This is a genomic window from Treponema bryantii, from assembly GCF_036492245.1.
GTDB lineage: Bacteria > Spirochaetota > Spirochaetia > Treponematales > Treponemataceae > Treponema_D > Treponema_D bryantii_C.
In genome coordinates, this window is sequence record NZ_AP025286.1 from 2,077,803 (window position 1) to 2,099,790 (window position 21,988).

Annotated in this window: 16 protein-coding genes; 4 read left to right on the forward strand and 12 right to left on the reverse strand. The window is 37.6% G+C overall.

Translation table 11 applies throughout. The features are described 5' to 3' along the window. Positions 1-63 precede the first annotated feature (63 nt). The gene (locus tag AABJ44_RS09270) at positions 64-1,809 is read left to right on the forward strand and encodes a phospho-sugar mutase (RefSeq protein WP_338368628.1); all 1,746 of its coding nucleotides are present in this window, start codon (positions 64-66) and stop codon (positions 1,807-1,809) included. Further along, the gene (locus AABJ44_RS09275) at positions 1,793-2,380 is read left to right on the forward strand and encodes a 3'-5' exonuclease (RefSeq protein ID WP_074640223.1); all 588 of its coding nucleotides are present in this window, start codon (positions 1,793-1,795) and stop codon (positions 2,378-2,380) included. The genes AABJ44_RS09270 and AABJ44_RS09275 overlap by 17 nt, the downstream gene beginning before the upstream one ends. Before the next feature lie 3 nt (positions 2,381-2,383). On the opposite strand, the gene AABJ44_RS09280 is transcribed toward AABJ44_RS09275, so the two are convergent. The 12 genes from AABJ44_RS09280 to AABJ44_RS09335 form a co-directional block, all read right to left on the reverse strand. Then, on the reverse strand, positions 2,384-3,298 hold the full coding sequence (locus AABJ44_RS09280) for a LysM peptidoglycan-binding domain-containing protein (protein WP_338368631.1): 915 nt from the start codon (positions 3,296-3,298) through the stop codon (positions 2,384-2,386). A gap of 7 nt (positions 3,299-3,305) precedes the next feature. Next, a complete protein-coding gene (locus tag AABJ44_RS09285) occupies positions 3,306-4,526 on the reverse strand; it encodes an HD domain-containing protein (protein ID WP_074640221.1) in 1,221 nt (406 codons plus the stop codon). Between the two features lie 22 nt (positions 4,527-4,548). Continuing rightward, positions 4,549-5,352 carry a hypothetical protein gene (locus AABJ44_RS09290; RefSeq protein WP_338368633.1) on the reverse strand — a complete coding sequence of 268 codons (804 nt, stop codon included), beginning with the start codon at positions 5,350-5,352 and terminating at the stop codon, positions 4,549-4,551. Beyond that, entirely contained in the window at positions 5,352-7,094 is a 1,743-nt protein-coding gene (recN, locus tag AABJ44_RS09295) for a DNA repair protein RecN (protein ID WP_338368635.1), read from the reverse strand. Before recN ends, AABJ44_RS09290 begins: the two co-directional genes overlap by 1 nt. Then, positions 7,087-7,929 (reverse strand): NAD(+)/NADH kinase, encoded by an 843-nt coding sequence (locus tag AABJ44_RS09300; protein ID WP_338368636.1) that lies wholly within the window; start codon positions 7,927-7,929, stop codon positions 7,087-7,089. Before AABJ44_RS09300 ends, recN begins: the two co-directional genes overlap by 8 nt. A gap of 18 nt (positions 7,930-7,947) precedes the next feature. Then, a complete protein-coding gene (locus AABJ44_RS09305; RefSeq protein ID WP_338368637.1) occupies positions 7,948-9,003 on the reverse strand; it encodes a DegT/DnrJ/EryC1/StrS family aminotransferase in 1,056 nt (351 codons plus the stop codon). A 5-nt stretch (positions 9,004-9,008) separates the two neighbouring features. Beyond that, positions 9,009-9,482 (reverse strand): chemotaxis protein CheW, encoded by a 474-nt coding sequence (locus tag AABJ44_RS09310; protein WP_074640214.1) that lies wholly within the window; start codon positions 9,480-9,482, stop codon positions 9,009-9,011. A gap of 86 nt (positions 9,483-9,568) precedes the next feature. After that, positions 9,569-10,339, reverse strand: a complete 771-nt coding sequence (locus tag AABJ44_RS09315) for a ComF family protein (RefSeq protein WP_338368638.1) — start codon at positions 10,337-10,339, stop codon at positions 9,569-9,571. A 75-nt stretch (positions 10,340-10,414) separates the two neighbouring features. Next, positions 10,415-13,036 (reverse strand): DNA mismatch repair protein MutS, encoded by a 2,622-nt coding sequence (gene mutS / locus AABJ44_RS09320; protein WP_338368639.1) that lies wholly within the window; start codon positions 13,034-13,036, stop codon positions 10,415-10,417. Positions 13,037-13,060: 24 nt separating this feature from the next. Further along, positions 13,061-13,585 carry an OmpH/Skp family outer membrane protein gene (locus AABJ44_RS09325; RefSeq protein ID WP_338368641.1) on the reverse strand — a complete coding sequence of 175 codons (525 nt, stop codon included), beginning with the start codon at positions 13,583-13,585 and terminating at the stop codon, positions 13,061-13,063. A 65-nt stretch (positions 13,586-13,650) separates the two neighbouring features. Next, positions 13,651-16,050 carry an outer membrane protein assembly factor BamA gene (gene bamA / locus AABJ44_RS09330; RefSeq protein WP_338368642.1) on the reverse strand — a complete coding sequence of 800 codons (2,400 nt, stop codon included), beginning with the start codon at positions 16,048-16,050 and terminating at the stop codon, positions 13,651-13,653. Between the two features lie 21 nt (positions 16,051-16,071). Next, positions 16,072-20,415 carry a translocation/assembly module TamB domain-containing protein gene (locus tag AABJ44_RS09335; protein WP_338368643.1) on the reverse strand — a complete coding sequence of 1,448 codons (4,344 nt, stop codon included), beginning with the start codon at positions 20,413-20,415 and terminating at the stop codon, positions 16,072-16,074. Between the two features lie 84 nt (positions 20,416-20,499). Between AABJ44_RS09335 and tmk the strand changes: the two genes are divergently transcribed. Next, a complete protein-coding gene (tmk, locus tag AABJ44_RS09340; RefSeq protein ID WP_338368644.1) occupies positions 20,500-21,120 on the forward strand; it encodes a dTMP kinase in 621 nt (206 codons plus the stop codon). Positions 21,121-21,362: 242 nt separating this feature from the next. After that, positions 21,363-21,977: a hypothetical protein gene (locus AABJ44_RS09345; RefSeq protein ID WP_422100123.1), complete on the forward strand. Its 615-nt coding sequence runs from the start codon at positions 21,363-21,365 to the stop codon at positions 21,975-21,977. The last annotated feature ends 11 nt before the right edge of the window (positions 21,978-21,988 follow it).

The window sequence follows — 21,988 nt, forward strand, 5'->3', positions numbered from 1 at the left end:
AATTTTTAGGTCTACCACTAATATTTATAAATCAGTATAATGTAGTTATACAGGAGTAACATAATGGAAAAAGAAGAAATCTTGAAGCGTGCAAAAGATTATATCGCCGCTGAAAAAGATGAAAGATTCCGCAAGGAAGTTGAAGAGCTTATCGCAAAAGAAGATTATAAGGAACTTGAAGACCGCTTCTATCAGACTCTTGAGTTTGGTACCGGTGGACTTAGAGGAATTATGGGTGGTGGTACAAACCGCATGAACACCCTCGAAATCAACATGGCTACCCAGGGTCTTGCTAACTATGTTCTTAAGGCATTCCCAGATAAGGCAAAAGACGGAACTTTGAGCGCAGTTGTTGCATATGACAGCCGCTTGAACTCAGACGTTTTTGCTGAAGCAACAGCACTTATTTTTGCTGCTAACGGAATTAAGGCATACCTCTTCTCAGGTCTCCGCCCAACTCCAGAATTGTCTTTTGCAATCCGCGAACTCAAGGCTCAGACAGGTGTTGTTGTTACTGCATCTCATAACCCTAGAATGTATAACGGCTATAAAGCATACTGGGATAATGGTGCTCAGGTAATTGAACCACATGATGTTGGTATTATTGAAGAAGTAAACAAGGTTACAGAAGTAAAGTCTATGTCTAAGGACGAGGCTCTTAAGTCTGGTAAGCTTGTAATGATAGACAAAGAAATTGATGAAAAATTCTGGGCAATGTGTAAGGCTCAGCTCTTCCGCCCTGACCTCATTAAGGAAAAGGCAAAGGATGTTCGCATTGTATACACACCACTCCACGGAACTGGTGCTATGCATGTGGAAAAAGTGCTTGGAGATCTCGGACTCAATATCATCACTGTTCCAGAACAGCGTGAGCCTGATGGAAACTTCCCAACTGTTGAAAAACCAAACCCAGAAGAAAAACCAGCTCTTACTCTTGCAGTTGAACTTGCAAAGAAAGAAAAGGCAGACGGTGTAATGGCAACTGACCCGGATTCAGACCGCTTTGGTACTGCATTCCCGGACAAGGACGGAAACTTCGTTCTTCTCAGTGGAAACCAGATGGGTGCCCTTCTTATGGACTATGTTCTCCGCTCACGCACAGAACTTGGTAAGATGCCAAAGAATCCTGGATGTGTACGCTCAATCGTAACATCTCCATTTGGTGACTACATCTGTAAGAAATATGGCGTAACAATGTTCGACTGTCTTACAGGCTTTAAGTGGATTGCTGCCAAGGAAGAAGAGTTCGAAAAGGCCGGAACACACGAATATGTATTCGGTCTTGAAGAGAGCTACGGTTACAAGATTGAACGCGAAGTAATGGATAAAGACGGTGTTTCTGCAGCTGCTATGTGTGCAGAAATGATTCTTTATTGGAGAAGCAAGGGCAAGAGCCTCCTCGAGCACCTCGATGATATGTACAAAGAGTACGGTTACTTCGAAGACCGTGCTATTTCACAGAACTTCCCAGGAGCACAGGGTGGTCAGACTATGAAGGCTATGATGGCTAACATGAGAAGCAATCCTCCTGCAACTCTCGGCGGACAGAAGGTAGTTAAGGTTCGTGACCTTATGTGCGATCCAGATCTTCCAAAGAGCAACGTTCTCCAGTTCTATCTTGAAAGCGGTACAATCGTAAGTGCACGTCCATCTGGAACAGAGCCTAAGATTAAGTTCTACATCAACTCTATGGTTCCAGCCGGAGACGGTTCAGACGCATGGTTCGCTGATGCAAAGAAGAACGCAGGAGCTCTCTGCGACGGAATTACTGCTGATATTCAGAAGATTATCGATGCAGCATCCAAATAAGAAAATTACTGATTTAAGAAGACTGCGCAAGCTCTATGAAGACGGCGCAGTCTTCACTGCTTTTGATACGGAGACCACTGGTATTACTCCTACCAACAGCAGGATAATCGAAATAGGTGCCGTCCGTTTTACAAAGGACGGCATTCTTTCTAAATGGTCACATTTATTTTTCCCAGATCAGATTCTCTCTCCTTTTATCATTTCTCTTACTCATATTACACAGGAAATGGTAGATGCAGCAGACCCTATCAATGAACACTTACCGGGCTTTTTAAATTTTATTAAAGACACTGTTTTAGTTGCTCATAATGCACAATTCGACCTTAATTTCTTAAACGCGGAATGTGAAAACTGCAGGCTTCCTGTTACAAAGAATTATGCAGTAGATACTCTTCAGCTTTCCCGCTGTATTTTTCCAGAGGCAGAACGTCATAAACTTGATTTTTTAGCTGATATGCTGGGAATAGATAAAGGCTCTTCTCACAGAGCCTTTGATGATGCGGTAACCTGCATGGAGCTTTTCAAAATCTGCATGCAGAGCGAACGTATTATGAATCTTAAAAGGATTTAGTTTCTAGTTTCTTGGAGCTTTTGCCGGGTCTACAGGCTGTCCGTTCTGGAAAACCATAAAGGTAATCTGATATTTCTGACTCAAAGAATCAAGACCAGCAGTTCCTAACTCTGCACCAGAAATTGCATATTCACCTTTGCGAACCTTTACAGAACCAAGACCTGTATAAGCATAAATCAAACCTGTTTTAGACTGTACGAATACAACCTGACCAAAGCCACGGTAAACACCGACATACATTACTGTACCTTCATGGATACAAACAACAGGCTCGTTAGTTTTTGCAGAAAGCTGTACACCAGAAATCTTGCCTTTAACCTGAGTAATCTTTGGAGAAGATACAGGCCATTTTGTATTTGAATCAGCATTTACAGTTGTACCATAAGTACGTGTATCTGGAGCAGGTTCGTTTACCTTGATTACCGTTTCCCCAGGTTTTGCAGGCTCAACAGGTTTATTAGTTGTTTTTGTAGTTGTATTTGAAGTACCTTGAGATACCTTAAGCTTTTGTCCAACTTTAATTACTGCAGAAGAATCCAGATTATTAAGTGCCATAAGATCAGCTACTGCCATACTGTTTTTGCGGGCAATGCCGTAAAGTGTATCACCTTTTTTTACAACATATTCTACAATTTTTCCCGATGGAGATGCATTTCCGGCAGCCTTTGTAGATGAAAGTGCTGCAGCAGTTCCAATATCAGCATCAGGAATAATAAGCTTTTGACCTGCTTTAATAACATCATTTTCTGAAAGATTATTGGCAGTACGAAGTTCTGCAACAGTAATCTGATATTTGCGGCTGATTGAATATAGAGTATCTCCCTTTTCAACCTTGTAGGTAATATCTGCATAGAGTGCAGACATCATAATTAAAAAGATTGAAATAAGGGCGAAGTGTTTACAAAATTGAGTTTTCATAACTATATTATCGGCAGATTTCGTGAAAAAGTTCATGCACTTTTATACCACTTATGATTTCATCCGGCTTATAATGAGAAAGAGTTCCGTCACGGCCCTTAATAAGATGATCTGAAGTTATACCATGCTTAATTGATATATCAGCTTCCATAAGTGCAGAAAAATGATCGCATATTCGAACCAGACGACCATCTATCGGCTGAAATTCTTCTGAATCATATTTTTTATTCAAATCTTCCCAGGAAACATGAACTATTTTACCTTTTTTATCGAGAATACGGTCTGTAAACTCATCACTGGTATAATAAATAAGTTCATTCTGGAAAAACGGTTCCATCAAAGGAACAAGTTCTTTACTTACAATCTCATCTTCGATTTTCTTTACAATATTCGGTAGATCATCTGTAGCAGTTTTTACAGGAGAAATGATATCTCGTGTTACAGATTCAGGAAGATCATGAAAAAGCGCACTGAAATAGTTATTTATAACGCGGCGGTCACACATATCAGGATTTGATTCCCGTCCAAGTAAAAGAGTCATAATTGCAACAAAGAAACAGTGTCCAAGAACCGATGTCGCCGGAATACGAGGAGTCTGATTCCATCTTGTCTGGAAACGCAGTTGTTCAATTTTCAAAAGGAAATCAAAAGCTTTCTGATGAGTAACAAGTTTCTGCAGTCCCTCAAGATGAAGATAAGGTTGAATTTCGGCTTCAAGTTCATTACGAATGTTTTTAAGTCGTTCCTTTTCATTTACAATGGCAAGCATTTCAAGCTCACGCATAGTTGAATACTTATGAGCTGCTCTATATACATCCATAGATGATTTCAATTCTTCAGGAATCTTAAAAGAACCAGCCTGGCGTCCAACATAAATAGTAAACTCAGAAAAAAGCTGCTCGTCAGGCATAATCTGTCTGTATTGATTAAGTACCCATTCATTCAGATGCATATACTCGTTTGGGAACTGACGGCGAAGCATCTGCTGTACAGGAGCTTTTATATCGCACAGTGAAATTTTACGAAGAAGGTCAAATAAAGATGCGTAAATCATCCATTTCCAGTCAATATATTTTCCGTTGTTCTCTTCGTATTTCCCAATTATATAGGCAAGAACCATTTTTTCTGCGGCCTTGTCCATTTCAACCAGGTCAAACGGGCGGATTAAATCATTCCATCTTTGAATTGAAAATCCTTCGAAGATTTTCAGTGCGAGTTTCTTATTCATGTTACAAGTAAATCCTTAAGTTCTAATTGCTGAGTCCGGCTTTATGGTCTGAATCCATCTTGTCTTTCCAGACTACAGCCTTTTTCTTAACTTCCTCTGCCTGAGTTGCATCACTAATAGCGATATAGAGTTTACGCAAAGCAAGAAGATATTTTATAGCATTACGCATATCATCAATACGTCGTGTTGAAAGTTCATATTTATCTCGATATGCAGTTGCAGAATCATTTAACTGCTTTTGAATCATTCTGATGTATAAAACAGTTGTCTCATAATTTGCACTACCTGGATCAAAATAATCTTTTACGCAGGCTTTCATATCTATGAGATTTTTGGAAACAGTAGCAAAACGTCCTTCGAGTTCTACAAAAGACCATTTCCATTTACTGTTATCACCAAATGCATCTTTCAGCATAGTGATAGCAAGTCCTAATTTACGGATAATTGTATAACGGCGGATAATTGGTACATTATGAATTGGCTCAAGGAGCGGAGTTAAATCTGCATATGGAGCATCGATTGTATCTGAAACTATTTCTTCAAGATAAATAATTGCTTTATAAAGAAGTTTTCTGGCATCATTAAGTGCATCATTATTTTTAACTTCCATAAGGCGAAGAGAAAGACTGTTCTGTGCCATGTAAAGTGAAGCAGCATAAATCATATCTTCACACAAAAGCAATTTTTTATTCTCGTAATCAATATCGCCTTTATGCATACCATTAAGCATGGTTTTCTCTTTTTCTAGAGTAGCTGTTATTTTTCCCTTATACGGCTGAATTGCTTCGCTAAAATGAAGCCTTGTTTCTTCTGAGATCTTTGACATCAGTCACCTCCGCTGAATTTAGCAAGAAGAGATCGTGCATGTTCCAGAGACTGCGATGTATCAGAATCGCCGGAAAGCATACGAGCAATTTCAGCCACACGAGCTTCGCCTTCCACAGGATAAACGTTTGAAGAGGTAATTTCTCCGGAGACACTCTTCTCTATCTTAATCTGATTATCGGCATAAACTGCGATACTCGCTAGATGTGTAATGCAGAAAATTTGTTTATTTTTTGCCAGGTTCTTTATATGGGCACCAACTGCTACAGCAACTTCACCACCAATACCTGTATCAATTTCATCAAATACAAGGGTTTCAACATTATCTGTTTGAGCGAAGATTGTTTTAAGGGCAAGCATAACACGGGAAAGTTCACCACCAGATGCAATTTTAGCAAGTGGAAGCGGAGGATTTCCAGGATTTGCTGAAATAAGAAATTCTATATCATCTTTTCCGTAAGGGCCGCAAAGCTGTTCAACATCAGATCCAGCTTTCTGATTGATCTGAACGGTAAAACTTGTTCCCTTCATTCCAAGCTTTGAAAGAATCTCATCTACTTCGGAATTTAAAACTGAAGCAGTTGATTTACGTGCATTTGAAAGTTTTTCTGCCTGGGTAAGAATTTCTTTTTCAAGAACCTTAATTTCAGCTGTGAGGGCATCTTTCTTGTTATTGCCATCACCATTTTCTTCAATATATTTCTGTGCTTCTTCAAAATAAGAGATTACTTCAGATAATGGAGCATTCACAGAAGAAGCATATTTTTTCTTAAGATTATAAATAAGAGAAAGTCGTTCTTCTACAGTCTGAAGACGAGAAGGATCATATACAAGTTTATTTTTATATGATGAAAATTCACCTGCGATATCTGATAACTCATAGAATGCCGCTTCTACGCGTTCGTCCAAAGAAGAAAGAGATTTATCGAGTTCTGTAATGTGCATTGAATCTCTACGGATTCGTTTAAGAAGTCCTAATACAGAGTTTTCATCACCATCTAAAAGCTGATTAATCGAATCTGCATCAGAATAGATTTTTTCATATGAAGAAAGACGAGCCTGCTCTTCTTCCAAAGCAGTATCTTCACCAGGTTTGAGTTTAGCTTCTGAAATCTCTTTTACGGCAAAACTCATCATATCAAGCTTACGGAGTCTCTCGCTGTCTGAAAGATTATACTGAGCAAGCTGCTTTCGTTTTGCAACTAGAACAGCATATTTTGCAGTAAAGGCTTCTACATCAGAAGTAATTCCGGCACGTGCATCAAGATATTTCCGATGCTCAGTTACCTTCATAAGAGACTGATGCTCATGCTGTCCATGGATATCTACGAGGAAAGATGAGAACTGCGTAAGGTCGCTGCGTGTTACTGGAGTATCGTTAATCCATGCACCGTTTTTTCCAGTGTCTCGGATAATACGGCGAAGAAGAACTCTGTCATTTTCTATTTCAATTCCATGAAAGGAAAGCCATTCCAGCGCATTACGAGGTTCATCTTCATCAGTATACTCTGTACGTACAGGAAGTCCTGTTGGCAATAGAAAAGTTCCGCTTACACTAGCCTCTTTTTTTCCAACCCTAATCTGCTGAACATCGGCCTTTCCTCCAAGGAGAAAAGAAAGAGCTCCAATCAAAATTGATTTACCCGCACCGGTTTCTCCAGATAATACTGTAAAACCTTTTGTAAACTCCAGGTAATCTGAATCTATAAGTGCAAAATCCTTAATGGTTAAATCTTCAAGCATGAGGTACCCCCGACCAGTTTAATTTTGATCTGAGCGCGTTATAGAATTTTTCTGTGGAGCATGCAACAAGTTTTGCTTTCTTTTTATTCAAAATAACAGTGATTATATCTCCAACTTTAATTTGAAAAGGCTCCTGTCCGTCTACTGTAAAATATAAATCCTTTGCACGGCTTTTTTCTACAGTAACTTCAAGTTTACTGTCCGGGCTTAAAACCACAGGACGGCTTGAAAGGGAAAAGGAATTTAATGGTGTTAATACAAAAGCTTCGAGATCTGGAGAAACAATCGGACCACCGGCAGCTGTTGAATATGCAGTAGAACCTGTTGGAGTAGCTATTATAAGTCCATCAGCTTTAAGATTGCATAAAGGAAGATTATTTCTTTTTACAGAGAGCATAACAGTAGAAACTCCTCTCTGTGTTGAGATTACAGCATCATTAAGGCTTAAAGAACTGTAAATCTTTTTTCCGTCACGGATTACATCTACCTTAAGCATTGTACGTTTTTCAAAAGATGATTTTCCGTCAAGGAAACTTTTTAGTTCCTTCTCCCATTCTTCAGGCTGTACGGAAGCAATAAACCCGAATTCACCAAGATTTACAGGAAAAACAGGAAGTCCATATTTAGAAGCATTTCTTGCTGCATAAAGTACAGTTCCATCTCCACCAAGAGAAACAACGAAATCATAGCCCTTAAAATCTGTATTATCAACAAATCCATCAAAACTCAGAAAATCATGCTGTATACCTTTTTTTTCCAGGTAGCGTGCAATTTCCTGTGCGAGAGTCATAGATTCTTCTTTGCTAACATTTATAATTATAAGTGCTTTTTTCATTATTTCCTTTATTACTTTTTATGGCAGAGAACTTAAAACTTTTACAATCTTTGCACTTTCAGCATGTGTCAAACGCGGATAAAGCGGAATATGTACACAGCGAAGATAAAGAGATTTAGCATGAATACAAGATTCAGATAATTCTTCTTTCAATGCAATTACAGAATTGTCATATGCAAGCTGTATTTCTATATCCTTTCGGGAAGCATATTGTTTTACATCCTTATAAGAACTTGCAAGAATCAGAGGGAAACAACTCATTGTAGAGCCCTGCTCCATTTCTCGTGCATACATCTTGTGTCGTCCAATAAGACAAGCCTGATGGAACATTGAAAAGATTTCTTTTCTGGTCTTTTCATTACGCGGATATTCCTTTACCTGAACCCATGCAAGAGCACAGTTAATATCTGGCAGGAGATCAGTAAGAGGAGCTGCATCTGAAAACTTCTTGAGAACTATCCATTCACGACGACCAGGCGCCATAAGAACAGCTCCACCACCTGCTGTAAGGACATCTCTTTCCTCAAGTCCCATAATTGTATAAATACCAAAGGAACCTGCAAGCTTACGTTCTTCAGTTGGAACACCTTCAGGAGATAATACAGGAACTGATGCACCAGCACTCTGTGAGATATCTTCTATAACTGGAATTCCAAGAGACATTATGCCTTCAAAATCAGGGAGAATACCTTCAGTTTCATGAAGCACAAGAAGACGTCCGCCTTCCTGCATTCCCTTTGAAACAATTTCTGCTGTTACAAGACCTGTAACCTCGTCTACATCGAGAACGAGAGGCACAAAGCCAAGGCTTTCAACAGTCTGATACTGCCATGCCGGAGCCAGAGCAGAAATCATAATCTTTCCGCCCTTTTCAAAATCTAATGCCTGAAGTGCATATTTTAAAGCTATTGCAGGGCTGCGAAGAGCCACTGCACCATCACATTTAGTAAATTCCTTTACCGTCTGGATCAATCTTGCGTTCAACTCGCCGGGACCAATTTTTTCGTCAACCATGCAGGTCAAAACCGCATCCATTTCTTTTCTACGAATAGTTGTACTGTAAGTCTGTATCATTTATTTTACTGAATATCGATGATTTTTTGTAATTCTTTAGCGTTGAAGAGCTTGCGGGTATTAAGCATAATAAGATAGCCTGTCTCCTCGCGTACAACGCCTTCGATATACTCTGTTCCGATTCCGCTAAGCATCTGTGGAGGGTCTTTTACATCCTCGCCTTTAACGGTAACAACGCGCTCAACTTTATCGATAATAATACCGATTTTGCTGCCGTCAATATTAAGGATAATAAATCCACCTTCCATTTCTATATCTTCAGATTTATTTGAAGCCTGAATCTTAAATCGCTTATGCAAGTCAATAATTGGAATAATTTCTCCACGCAGATTGATAATACCTTCTACATAATATGGAGCATTAGGAATAACACGTACATTTTGAAGTCTTACAATTTCCTTAACATCCATGATGTTAACACCATATAATTCTTCACCAAGATGAAATGTTACCATTTGATACTGTACATCATTAGCCATAGAGACCCTCCAAGATAATAAAACCTATCCTTATAATAATACTCCTAAATTTGAGGTTTTGCAATGCAATTTTTTCGGCACGGAGCTTAATCCACAGTAAAAAGAGTTACAGCGTTTACAGTTTTTATCCCCTCCTTTTTAAGAATTTCTGCACAACTTTCTAAGGTTGAGCCGGTAGTACAAACATCATCAACAAGACATACAGTCTCTGGAAAATGTCCTTCAAAAGGCTTAAGGGCGTTTTCAACTACCCGAGGTGCAGCCAATGAGTATGCAGATTTTATAGACTCAAGTCTTTGATTACGAGAGAGCTTTTTCTGCTGACCAGCTGTATTCCGCTCAACTATTCTTAACACCCTGAAGCCATAGCGTTTTTCAAGGAAACAACAAAGTTCTTCTATCTGATCCCAGCCATTTTTTCGGATTTTACCTTTTCGTGGTGGAACAGGTACAATAATTTTGTTCTCTGTTTTTCTAAGTACCTCACATAAAAGTTTTGCAAACAGCGGCGAAAAATTTCTTTCTTCCTGCATTTTCCATCTGAACATAAGCTCCCGATTCCAGAGTCTGTATGAAAACAAGGGAATAACACAGTCTGTACTTTTTATAACAGGATTTTCGCGGCATATCATGCATTTTCCTTTCATTGAAATCAATTCCCGCCCGCAGCATTCACACCGCTCTTTTTCCATAACTCTGTTGATTGAAAAATGCTTTTGCATACATGACCTGCATATTGGCTTTAGAAAAACCAGCGAGCCACAGACAGCACATTCTTCACCACCGCTTATGAAAACATAAAGCAATCTGAATAACGAGACAATGAACTGTTTTACTTCGAAAAACAATTTCCTCATATCTATATAATGGTGCAGATATGAAGAAAAAAGGAAATGATTTATAAAAAAAGATTAAAATCTTCTTAAAAAATCTTAGAGACCTGAAAGAGCTTTTTTCCAGCGTGCTATTGCCTGCAGGGCGTTCAGTGGAGTCAGATTATCAGTATCAGTAGAAAGAATCTCTGAAATAATAATTTCTTCATCACTAAAAAGACCTGGAGTTGAAGGCATCTGTGGAGCAGACTGAGATTCTTTTTTAGCCGGAATATCATCCAGAAGAATCGGATTATCAGAAGCAAGAGCCTGAATATGAGCCAGAATAGTATTAGCTCGTTCTATAACACTCTGAGGAATACCCGCAAGTTTTGCTACATGAATACCATATGAGTTTTCAGTAACACCTTCTTTTACCTTGCGAAGGAATACAACAGAACCATTCTGCTCAAGCACATCCATGCAAAGCATTTTAAGCCGAGGATGTTCCATTCGGGAAAGTTCATGATAGTGAGTTGCGAAGAAAGTTTTACAACCGATTGTATCAAGCAGATATTCGGAAACCGCTCTGGCGATTGCAAGTCCGTCTTCTGTAGAAGTACCACGCCCTACTTCATCCATAATAACAAGAGAACGTGAAGTAGCTGCATGAAGAATATTTGCAGTTTCAGTCATTTCAACAAGGAAGGTTGATTCTCCCTTTGCAAGATTATCTGAAGCACCTACACGACAGAAAATACGGTCTACAATTCCAAGCCTTGCAGACTTTGCAGGTACATAGGAACCAGTCTGTGCAAGCAGCGCAATCAAAGCATTTTGTCTAAGATAGGTACTCTTACCAGCCATGTTAGGACCAGTAATTAAAGCAAATGCCGGTACAACTGAAGATTCTTTTTCTTCTGCAGAAAGGAAAGCGTCATTAGGTACAAACTCACCTGTAGGAAGATGATTTTCAACAACAGGATGACGGCCATCTTTAATCTCAAAATGAGAAGAATCTTCCATTTCTGGTCTTACCCAGTTATGTTCAATTGCGGCCTGCGCAAAAGAACAGGCTGCATCAGTATTTGCAATTTCATCTGCAATCTGTAAAAGATATGGAATATATTTTGCAAGAGTTGTTCTGACTTCAACAAAAAGATCACGTTCAAGCTCAAGTATTTTTGTAGAAGATTCATTAAGCTCCTGTTCGAGCTGCTGCAGGCGTTCTGTAGTATAACGGTCTCCATTTACAAGAGCCCGTCTCATAATAAAATGCGCCGGAACACTGCCCAATTTTCCCTTGCTGACTTCTATAAAGTAACCTGCAGCATTAGTATATTTTACGCGTAAAGTTGGAATACCAGTTTTTTCTTTTTCTTCAGCCTCATATTCACTAAGAATCTGATTGAAATTATCGTGTACACTACGCCAATGATCCAGTTCTTCAGACCATCCCGCCTTAATGATTCCACCGTCTGTAAGAGAAGTAGACGGATCATCAAGAATAGCATTTTCTATAAGACCACAGATTTTTTTTGAATTATCATCATCTATAAAAGAAAAATCATATTCACCAAGATATTCTTTAGTACGACTCCATGCTTCAAGACTTGTCCTTAAAGCCTGCAAATCTTTAGCATGAGCACGTTCCATAGCAATACGGCCTGCAAGACGTTCTACATCCAGAATACCAGACAAATCATTTTTTACTTTATCCAGTAATGTTCTGTTATCAACAAAACTTGCAACCTTAGTCTGACGGTCTTCTATCTGACGAAGGTTTGTAAGCGGGAATAAAAGCCAGTTACGAAGCAGACGCCCACCCATTGCAGTTTTTGTAAAATCAACACATTCAATAAGAGTGTATTGAGAAGAACCGTCACGCATATTTGAAACGACCTCCAGATTTCGTCTGGAAGAATCGTCCATAATAAGAAATTCGCTGTCACTGTAAATGCGTATTGAACTTACATGAGGAAGCGTTGTATTAGTTGTTTTTTCAAGATAGTCTAAAAGGAAGCCTGCAGGTACAACCTCCGGGCTATCTGATTCAAGACCAAAAGCTTTAAGATTTGCAGTCTTAAATTGTGCAGTTAATTTTTTGAAAGAAAGTTCTGCAGAAAAATCCCAGTCAGGATAATAAGAAACAGAAATTGTTCCATAACCTTCAAGAATACTTTTTACAACTTCATTATTTTTTAGAGAGACAGGAAGCAAAAGTTCGCGTGGAGCAGCTCTATTCAGTTCCTTTCCAAAGAACTCAGCCATTTTTGAAGCTGGCCATGAAGTTGCCCGGAATGAAGAAGTAGTTACATCGATAAAGGCAAAACCTGCTTTTCCTTTTGTAATTGAAAGTGCTGCCAGATAGTTTGCACGACTTCCATCCAGATATTCTGCTTCAACAGCAGTACCAGGAGTGATTATTTCTACTACCTTACGTTCTGCAATTCCCTTTCCACCTTTTGGAATTTCACCGACCTGTTCACAAATTACAATTTTCTTTCCGAGCCGTAAGAGACGTGCAATATAGATTTTTGCTGCGTGATATGGAATTCCACACATCGGCTGATTAGCCCTGTGTGTAAGTGTTAAATTCAAAAGACGCGATACTTCTACCGCATCCTCATTAAACATTTCATAAAAATCACCGAGGCGGAAAAAAACTACCTCGGTTTTATACTTTTCTTTTATTCCCCGATACTGAATCATCATCGGGGTGAGATTCTCTTCGTCAGCCATTTCCCTTTAGCCCTGGCCCTTATCCTAAAGTCCCAGCTCTTGAATCACCTGATTAGTGATATCTACTGAAGAAGAATACCACAGAATCGCATTAGACTCCTGCAGACTCAAAATCATACTGTAGCTTCCACTCTCTGCTATTTTAGCGAGAGTGTTGTATAATTTTTTATAAAACTCATCAGAGTTCTGAAGAGTTTTCTGCATAGACTCAAGCTCAACGTTTTTAGCGTTGGTATATTCAGTGAGATAATCAGTTTTCTTAGTAATTTCAGCTTCTGTTTTTAAAGCCATTGAATCATTGCCGGCATTTTCATAATCAAGCTTTTTCTGCTGAAGCTTTTTAATCTGCTCAACCTGCTTGTTAATTTCTTCCTGAAATTCAGCCTTCTTTTTTTCATAGTTTCTGATTGGAGCAGAATTTCTGAAGTAAGCATTATAAACCTTTGCAGTATCTACAACCCCGAATTTTGTAATCTGCTGTGAAAAAGCAGGAAGACTGAATACTGAGAGAATACAAAATGTTATTAATATTTTCAGATGTTTTTTCATATTAGTGTTCCTTAATGATGGTGGCTTCAACAGGTTCAACCACCATATTTATTTTATAACAGATATTAATAGTTCACAATATTAAATGAGAGTACAAAATTGAATGGAGTATCAGCAAACTTTGGCTTACCATCTTCAATTCTATATCTCCATGCAAACATAAGATGCAATGGTAACTGTGGAATAAGTACACGAATTCCAGGACCATAACTGAAGTAGAAATCTTCTAATCCAAGGCTACCCATATCCTGAAGTTTAGGTTTTACAGCAGCTGCATCCCAGAAGCCATCAATACCAATAATTCCAGGAACTACAGGAACACGAAGTTCAACTCTATTTGAAAGCATTGCAAGACCACGAGCTTCTTTGTATATATCACTCCAGCCACGACCATTAAGAAGACCATCAACATAAATTGCATTCTTTGTATTAATACCATTTTCAACAGGAATAATTGCAGAGAATCCTGTATAAGCTGCAAATACCATCTTAAAGTTCCAGTTATCTGTAACAGGAATATCAAACAGCTTAAAGTAACCTTCGAGTTTTGTATCTGATCTTAAATAGAATTCCTTTTCAAGACCTGGAATAAGTCCGTGCCAGGTAAAACGCTGACTTCCAAACCATCCTTTTGAAGGGTCATAGTTTAAATCACGGTTATCAACTGAGAAGCTTCCATAAATCGAATTCGAAATTCCCCATCGGTTTGCATATGAAGAAATTGATGCCTCATAAGGCACATTTGTTGCTTCATCAAAAATATTCTTCTGCAATGAAGAGGCAATTCCCCCCGCAAGAGTCAAAATAGCGTAATCTGGAGTCCATCTTCTTGAAAGGCCAGAACTTAAAGTAACACTCCAATCATTATAATTCATAAAATATCTGTTCTGTATCAGTTCAAGATTTGGAGTCCATTGGTTTTTAAGACTTGATGTTTTTGCATGACTGAAAGAAAGCGCCGCATTAAATGCAATAGGATACTTTCCAATCCAGTTTTGTGAATAAGCAAGATTTATAGACTGTTCATTAGGAGCAAGTGTTGTACCTGCAGAAACTGTACGACCTTCTCCAAAAAGATTTGAATTTTCAACTTTTGCAAACAATGAAATAGGAAGGAAAGATTCTGAATCATCAGTTGCACCAGAGAAAGTAACACCAAAATTAACTGATGATGTTGACTGCTCTTCAACAGAGAAAATCAAGTCAACAAGATTTCCTTCTGTACCCTGCTGAACTTCTGGAACAACATTCGAAAAGTAACGGAGATTCATAAGGTTTCTTAAACCATTAATGATTTTATCGTTAGAGAATGTATCACCAGAAGTAATTGGAATTTCACGTTTGATTACATACTCTTTTGTTTTATTATTTCCTTTGATTATGATGTTTTCAATATGACTTCGAGAATGCTCTTTTATTGTAAGATCGTAAGAGATTTCATGTCTATCAGAATCCTTTACAGGAACCGGATAGAATTCATTCATCATATATCCGTTTTCGTGGTAAACATTTGCAATTGCAGAAACATCTTCCTGGAACTTTGTTGCATTGTAAATCTGGCCTTCTTTTAGCTTTTTCTGCTTAAGAAGTTCTTTTTCTGTAAATACTTCATTTCCAGAAATTCTAAGACCTGCATAAGTATACTGAGCACCTTCCTGAATCATAAACAGAATTGTAAGTTCATCTCTCTGTTTTTCTTCATTGAAGGCTGTATCAATTTTTACATCAAGAATGTTAGCATCAGCATAACCGCGTTCCTGATAATATTTAATGATTGTCTGTTTATCCTGCTCAAGTGTTGAAGACTGATATGCACCGTCCTTAAAAAGACCAACTTCCTTCAAAGCAAGTTTTCTCTTAAGAGCACGGCTTGAAGCAATTGAGTTACCAGTAAACTTAATTTCACGAATTACAGAACTGCTTCCTTCAGAAATCTCAAAACTAACTACAATTCCATCCTCAGTTGTTTCAGTTTTGTGAGAAACATAAGAAGCATTAAAACCCTTCTTAAGATAATAGTTACGGATAATTCTTTCATCTATAAGGACTTTTGATTCAATAAAAATATCGCTTGTTTTATTTTTAATCTGTTCGCGGAGTTCACCATTTCTGATTTTATGGTTACCAACAAAATTGATGGATTTAATAACAGGACGTTCTACAACTTCAAAAACAAGAAGAACATTTGAATTATCATTTGAAGCATGCTTAGCATAAGGAGTAATATCTTCAAAATATTCAAGGCTATATAAACGGTCCAGTAACTCATTATAAGTTTCATCTGTAAAAGGTGAATCAATGAACGAGCTTGTAATACCATTTAAGTCTGATTTTTTAACATTGTTCAAACCATTGAAATCAATTTTAGAAATTGGCTGATTCCAATACCATTCATCACTCTGTGCCGAAAGTGCAAATAAGCCAGCAAAAGATAAGAAAAGAACTGCTAAAACTTTTCGAAACATTAAAAACTCCTACTTCCCACATCAGTATGCAATTTTCCATGAAAGAGTTACAGACGCAGAAGGAACAAATTGATTTTTTAATAAAGCATTAATATCAGGAGCCATATTTACACGAATATTTGCAAATGGTGACTCCAGTTCCATACCAAACTCCGGCTGGAACAACATTTTACCAGCGGCATTAATATCATTTACATTGCTGTCTTCAAATGAAACATGAAGCATGGCATCAACATATAATGAACTGCCGAGGTATTTACCTATATAAACAGTCGTATTATCAAGAAAGTTACCAATAGAAATATTTTCTTTCGAAGAATTTCTTGCAACACTCAGGTTATAAGTATTCTGCAATACATTTGTTCGTAAAGAGAATATATCAAAATTTAGCAAATCCCGCAACTTGTTTTCTGCCTGACGTACCAGTGTTGTCTGCAATGCATAATCAGAAGCGGCAAACAGGAAGCCTCCTGCAGAATTTGAATCAGCAAGAGCAATCTGTCCAAGAAGAGCTCGGATTTCATTTTCAGATTTAGCAGGAATTGAAGTAAAACGCGGTTCCATATTCTGTATAGTCTGATTATCAACGTCCATTACAATTCTAACAGTCTGCCCCTTTTCATCCTTTTCACGGGTTTCTGCAGTAACTGTAAGTGTAGGATTTCCAATATCTTCATCTTCAAACCTGATAGAACCTGACTTTATATAGAAGCTTCTGTTCAGATAAGCAAGATCTCCTGATTTAAATTTAAGGTCACCTTCAATTCTATATACATCCTCAGGCTGATTTACAATTACCTTCATTGTTGTATTAGGTACAAACACACATCTGATAATTGGATCCAGACGAACAGAAGCATGAGTACCAAGTGTAATATCCAGGTTTGTAATTACCTGCATTTCTTCCGGTGATACTTCTCCACCAGAAAGATTGAATATTGGAAGAATAAGTTCTGCATTTTCTCCTGAAATACCACCATTAACTTCCATTACATTATTTTCTAAATACAAATCAAGGTCCAAAGTGACATTTCCAATCAGAGTAAATACATCAGTTTTCATATTTAAAGGAAGCAGATCATTCTTATAAGAATTAAGCTCTCCTTCCATATGGTCTAAGTCCCATTTATTCATGTATATAGTAAGACCTGCAAGTAATCTCTGGTTATTTTTTATTGTCAGAATTGTATCAGGAATCTGAATTTCATTACTTATGATATTGAATCTGATTTCCGGAGCATTCAACTTCTGTTTAAAGAACATCGGAAGTTTTGCAACAGGTTCCTGAATGTGTGCCCAGCCGTTTAATTCAGGATCATCAAGAGTGCCTGTTACAACAATATCTCCTGTAAGAATTCCATTATCTGCAATCAAAACATCTTCCATATTCAAATAAGAAAAGGCTTTTGGAAGATTTACATAAACATCATAGAGTTCAAGATTAGCGACCTTCATATCTACAATTCCATCCATTTTTGCAGACATAAAGTTTTTATTATCAAGATTCAGTTCGAGAAGTCCATCTTTTGTATAAGTACCATAAAGCCCACAATTATCAGAAGAAAAAATTGAAAAGATATCGTTGGCATAAAGAACTGAAAAAGAAAGCGGAAATGGCTTTTTAATAAACGTTCCACCGAAACTTGGAGTAGATAAAGTTACTGTTAGTGTATCCGGTAAGAAACTTCCTTCAGGGACAATTGCATTTCCTGCTGTTAAAACCAGAGGTGCATACATATTTCTGTCTACCATATCATAGAAGAACTCACCAGTTGCATCCAGAGTCATATCTGTAAGGGAAGCAGTAGCCTGAATATTTGAGAAGTCCATTCCATCATAATTAATATGCAAATCTGAAATTGTAAGGTCTCTGTCTTCCAGAACGATATTTCCACTTCCAGTAAGTAAATCTGCAGCAACAAGCACAGAAAGTGCATCAACATTTAATGAGATATAAGGATGTTCTATAGTTCCAGAAGTAAACAGCATTCCCGTCAATAAATTATTATCGTTTGTCTGCTGAATATAGCGACCAAGGCTTAGATTCTTAAGTTGAATCTGAAAATTCATATAAATTGATTTCAGCAGAGTGTCTTTTGACATTGGAAGATGTTCTGGATTAGAAAAACTTCCATCCATAATAATCATTTCATCCGTTACAGGATTATGAAGATTCATTCCAATTCCAACGGAATCAAAAATATTTTCATTAATATTCAATATTGCATCTGCAGTTCCTTCCAGAACTGAATAGAAATCAGAATAAGCGATTGTATCTATTCGTGCACCGTATTTTGTTACATTTCCTGAAAGAACGACTTTTGGATTAACACTTAAATTTCCGCTTGCAATTTCAAGTTCAAGCTGAGAAATCTGCACCGACGGTCCGTTTTCATTATCAAAAGAGAAACTTGAATCTGTTGAAAAAATAATTGATTTATCAAACAGTTTTACAGGAAGACTTGTTAAAGAAAAGATTCCGTCAAAAGCATTTTTTTCGCGGAAATTCATCTGAATTTCTGTTCCATAATCGCCGGTTATAGTTATAACTTCCGGCATGATTGATCCGGAAAAATGATATGGAATAGAATCTATATTAAAATCTGCCGTAAAGAACTTATCTGAAGAATCCGGAGCACTATCCAATGATGCAGAAGCTTCCATTACATATTTGCCCATGATGAGTGAAAGTTGATTTAACTGGATGCTGGAATCAGTTCCATTCATAGCAAACATAAGCGCCTGGTTGTCAGACTTTGCATTTGCAAGAAGTACATACGGAATATTATATGAGAAGGTTTTCAAATCTGTAGACGCATACATATCTCCAGACAAAAGATATGTTTCAAGGTTAGGCTGTATTGATTCAACAGTCTTTGCATTTTCCTCCGGCAGGAATTGAGCTGCAAGAGCGGCAATACTATCCAGATAAAGGCTGGATAATGTAATATTTGACTGGAAATAACTTGAAGCATTCAGATAACTTCCATCAACTCGAAGTTTTCCAGGTTCAATTTCTTCCAGATGCGAATAATCAGAAACCTCAAAGGTAAAATCATATGAATCTGATTGAGGAAGCACTGTAAACTGAAGTGCTGCTAATGAACGGCTTCCTATAAAAAGCTGTGGAGAAAAGGCCATAAAACCTTTTTTTAGCGGATCAAAATAAACTTCTGTTGATATAACGTTTCCGTTTGGCAGCTTATATTCCGGCAACTCAATAGAACCAGAAATCTGCTTTGTTTCATAGACCATTGAAAGTTTGGCCGAGGCAGTACAGTTCTCACCATTCATTGAAAACTTTGAAAGCTCTGCCTTCTTTTCATTGCCATAGAATGAAAAAGCAATATTTACCCCACCCGGAAAAACGGCTGGAGGCACAAAGGCTGAGGTATCCGTATTAAAATTTAAGGTATGGTCATTTATATTACATTTAACGATAGTATCAGTAGTCAGAGAAAAATCTCTGAATTTCTTTAATTCAACCTGTTTAGAACTGATAGTCAGCAGAGAAAGCGGTTTAAGTTTATCCAGACGAAGCTGTGCATTAACATCACCGGTGTTTGTATCATAAAATGCACCAAAAGAAATTGGATTAACTGCCTGAATTGTATGCATTTCCATTGTACCACCGGTATAGGAAGCATGAAAATTCAGTTTATTTAAGCGGAAATCCCCGTCTGTAAAATCCCGAAGTTTTAAATTTACCTGAGATCCATCAAAATTATCTGTAATTGAACCTGAAACTGAGACTTTTCCTGAAATATTTCTGTTTATTGCCGTTACAAAAGCATTCAAAACAGCCTCAGACTGAATTTCAATTGTATTTTTTCGCAAAGAATTATTTACAGCAAGATTTTTGAGATTTATAAGCGTGCTGACATTTTCATCATTATATTCCAGATTTATGTTTTTAAGTTTTATGTTTTCTGGAATTATTTTTTTGATTTCCGCAAGCCCCTGAGATGTGCCACCTTTTTTATTGAAGCGCTCAGTAAGTTTTATAAGTTCATCTACATCAAGATTTATTCCGTCAATTACTACACTGGAAATACCTTTCTGAAAATTCTTTTTGAAGATATTTAGAAGACTATAAGTGACTCTGGTTTTATTTACTGTAAGCAGTTGAGCTCCGTCATCATCAAATACGCGGATATTATGTATATAAAAATTTGAAAGAAGAGATGGAGAAAGCCTTTCATAAGAAATACTAAGTCCAGTCTGCTCGTGGAGCATTGTTGTAAAACTGTAAATTCTGTCATTAACGCCGTTAGTAATGAGCCTTTTGATTGGAGCAGAAATCAGCAGAGCTGTAAGAACGAGAAGAATCATAATGTAACTACGGACACGGCCGTTTTTATACAATGAGCCCATTTTAGCCTATCTATTATATCGGAATTTTTGATTATAATATAGTATAAAAACAAACAACCCTTTATAATGAAAGTTATGATATTAAAGAATTTTATTGTTTTTGAAGGAATTGACGGGGCTGGCACCTCGACTCAGATAAAAAAGCTTGTAGAACGCGGAAATAGTAGTTGTGAAGGTCGTTTTGTTGCCACAGCAGAACCAACTACAGGCGAAACCGGCCGTTTTTTACGCCGTATGCTTGGCGGTGAGTTCAGTGTTGATGAAAAAACAAACGCTTACCTGTTTGCCGCAGACCGCTGTGAACATATTTTCGGTAAAGACGGCGTAAAAGAACTCTGTGACAGCGGCAAAATTGTCGTAAGCGACAGATATTTTTTCTCAAGCATGGCATATCAGTCGGTTTCATGTGGGGATGAGTTACCAAAACTTTTGAATTCAACTTTTCCATTACCGGAAATCCTATTTTACTTTGAAATAAATCCTGAAATCTCGCTGGGACGTGTAAATGCACGTGGCGAAAGTAAAGAAATCTACGAAACTATAGAAAAACAGAAAGCTATTGCAGCACAGTATGAAAAAGTGATTTCTGAATATGAAAAAACTGCCGGCGAAACTGGAATGAAAATAATTCGTATAAACGCCGCAGATACAATTGAAAATATATCTGAAGAAATTTGGAAATATATAAATAAATAACAGATATTTCACCTGAAAAACGGCGGAGTGGGAAAACACCTCATGCTGCATCGAGGAGTTTTGGCGCTTAGCCATCGAAAACAATCCGAGGATTTTTCGAAGAAAAACCGCAGGATTGTTAACACAAAAAACTAGCTCGCCCGCAGCATGAGGGGTTTTACCACGGGAGCCGGTTTTCAGGTGAAGATTTCTGCAAATATTCGTTTACTAAACATTTTTCCAATACTTCCGATAATAAAAACGTGAAAAAGCGTTTATTTACAATACTTCTTACATCTATCATTATCTTCTTTCATACCTCTCCAACATTTGCCTACATGGTAAAATTCAAGGAAGACTGGTATAAGCTTTATCACGTTCATTATCAGCAGTATCCTGATGACTGCATTGAAAATATCTACTGGCTGGAAAAGGCTGCTCAGGCAGACTTCTGTAATCCTCAGTTTACCGACGCAAAAATCACAACTGAAAAAGAATGGGAAAAATACAGATATCTTTTCCAGATGCATATCAATCTGAAGCTCATAGAACAGCACCTCCGACTTGGACGCACTTACGACAAAAAGTGCATTTATTTCTACGATGCACCATGGCAAGACGAATATCTACGCAATATGGAAAAAGCGCTCAGCTGCTATAAGGCAGGACTATATTACTGGCAGGAAGCAAAGGTCTGGTGTGAAAAAGCTAATGCAGCCTCTTTCAATTTTATGTTCATCACAGCAAAACAGAACTGGGAAGATGAACGCGAACGTATTGCAGAAGGCAAGCTTGATTACGAAAAAATGCTCAATCGTGAAATAGATCGTCTGGAAAAAAACATAAAAGAACTTAACGAAATGGATAAAAAATACTAGAATAGGCTCAT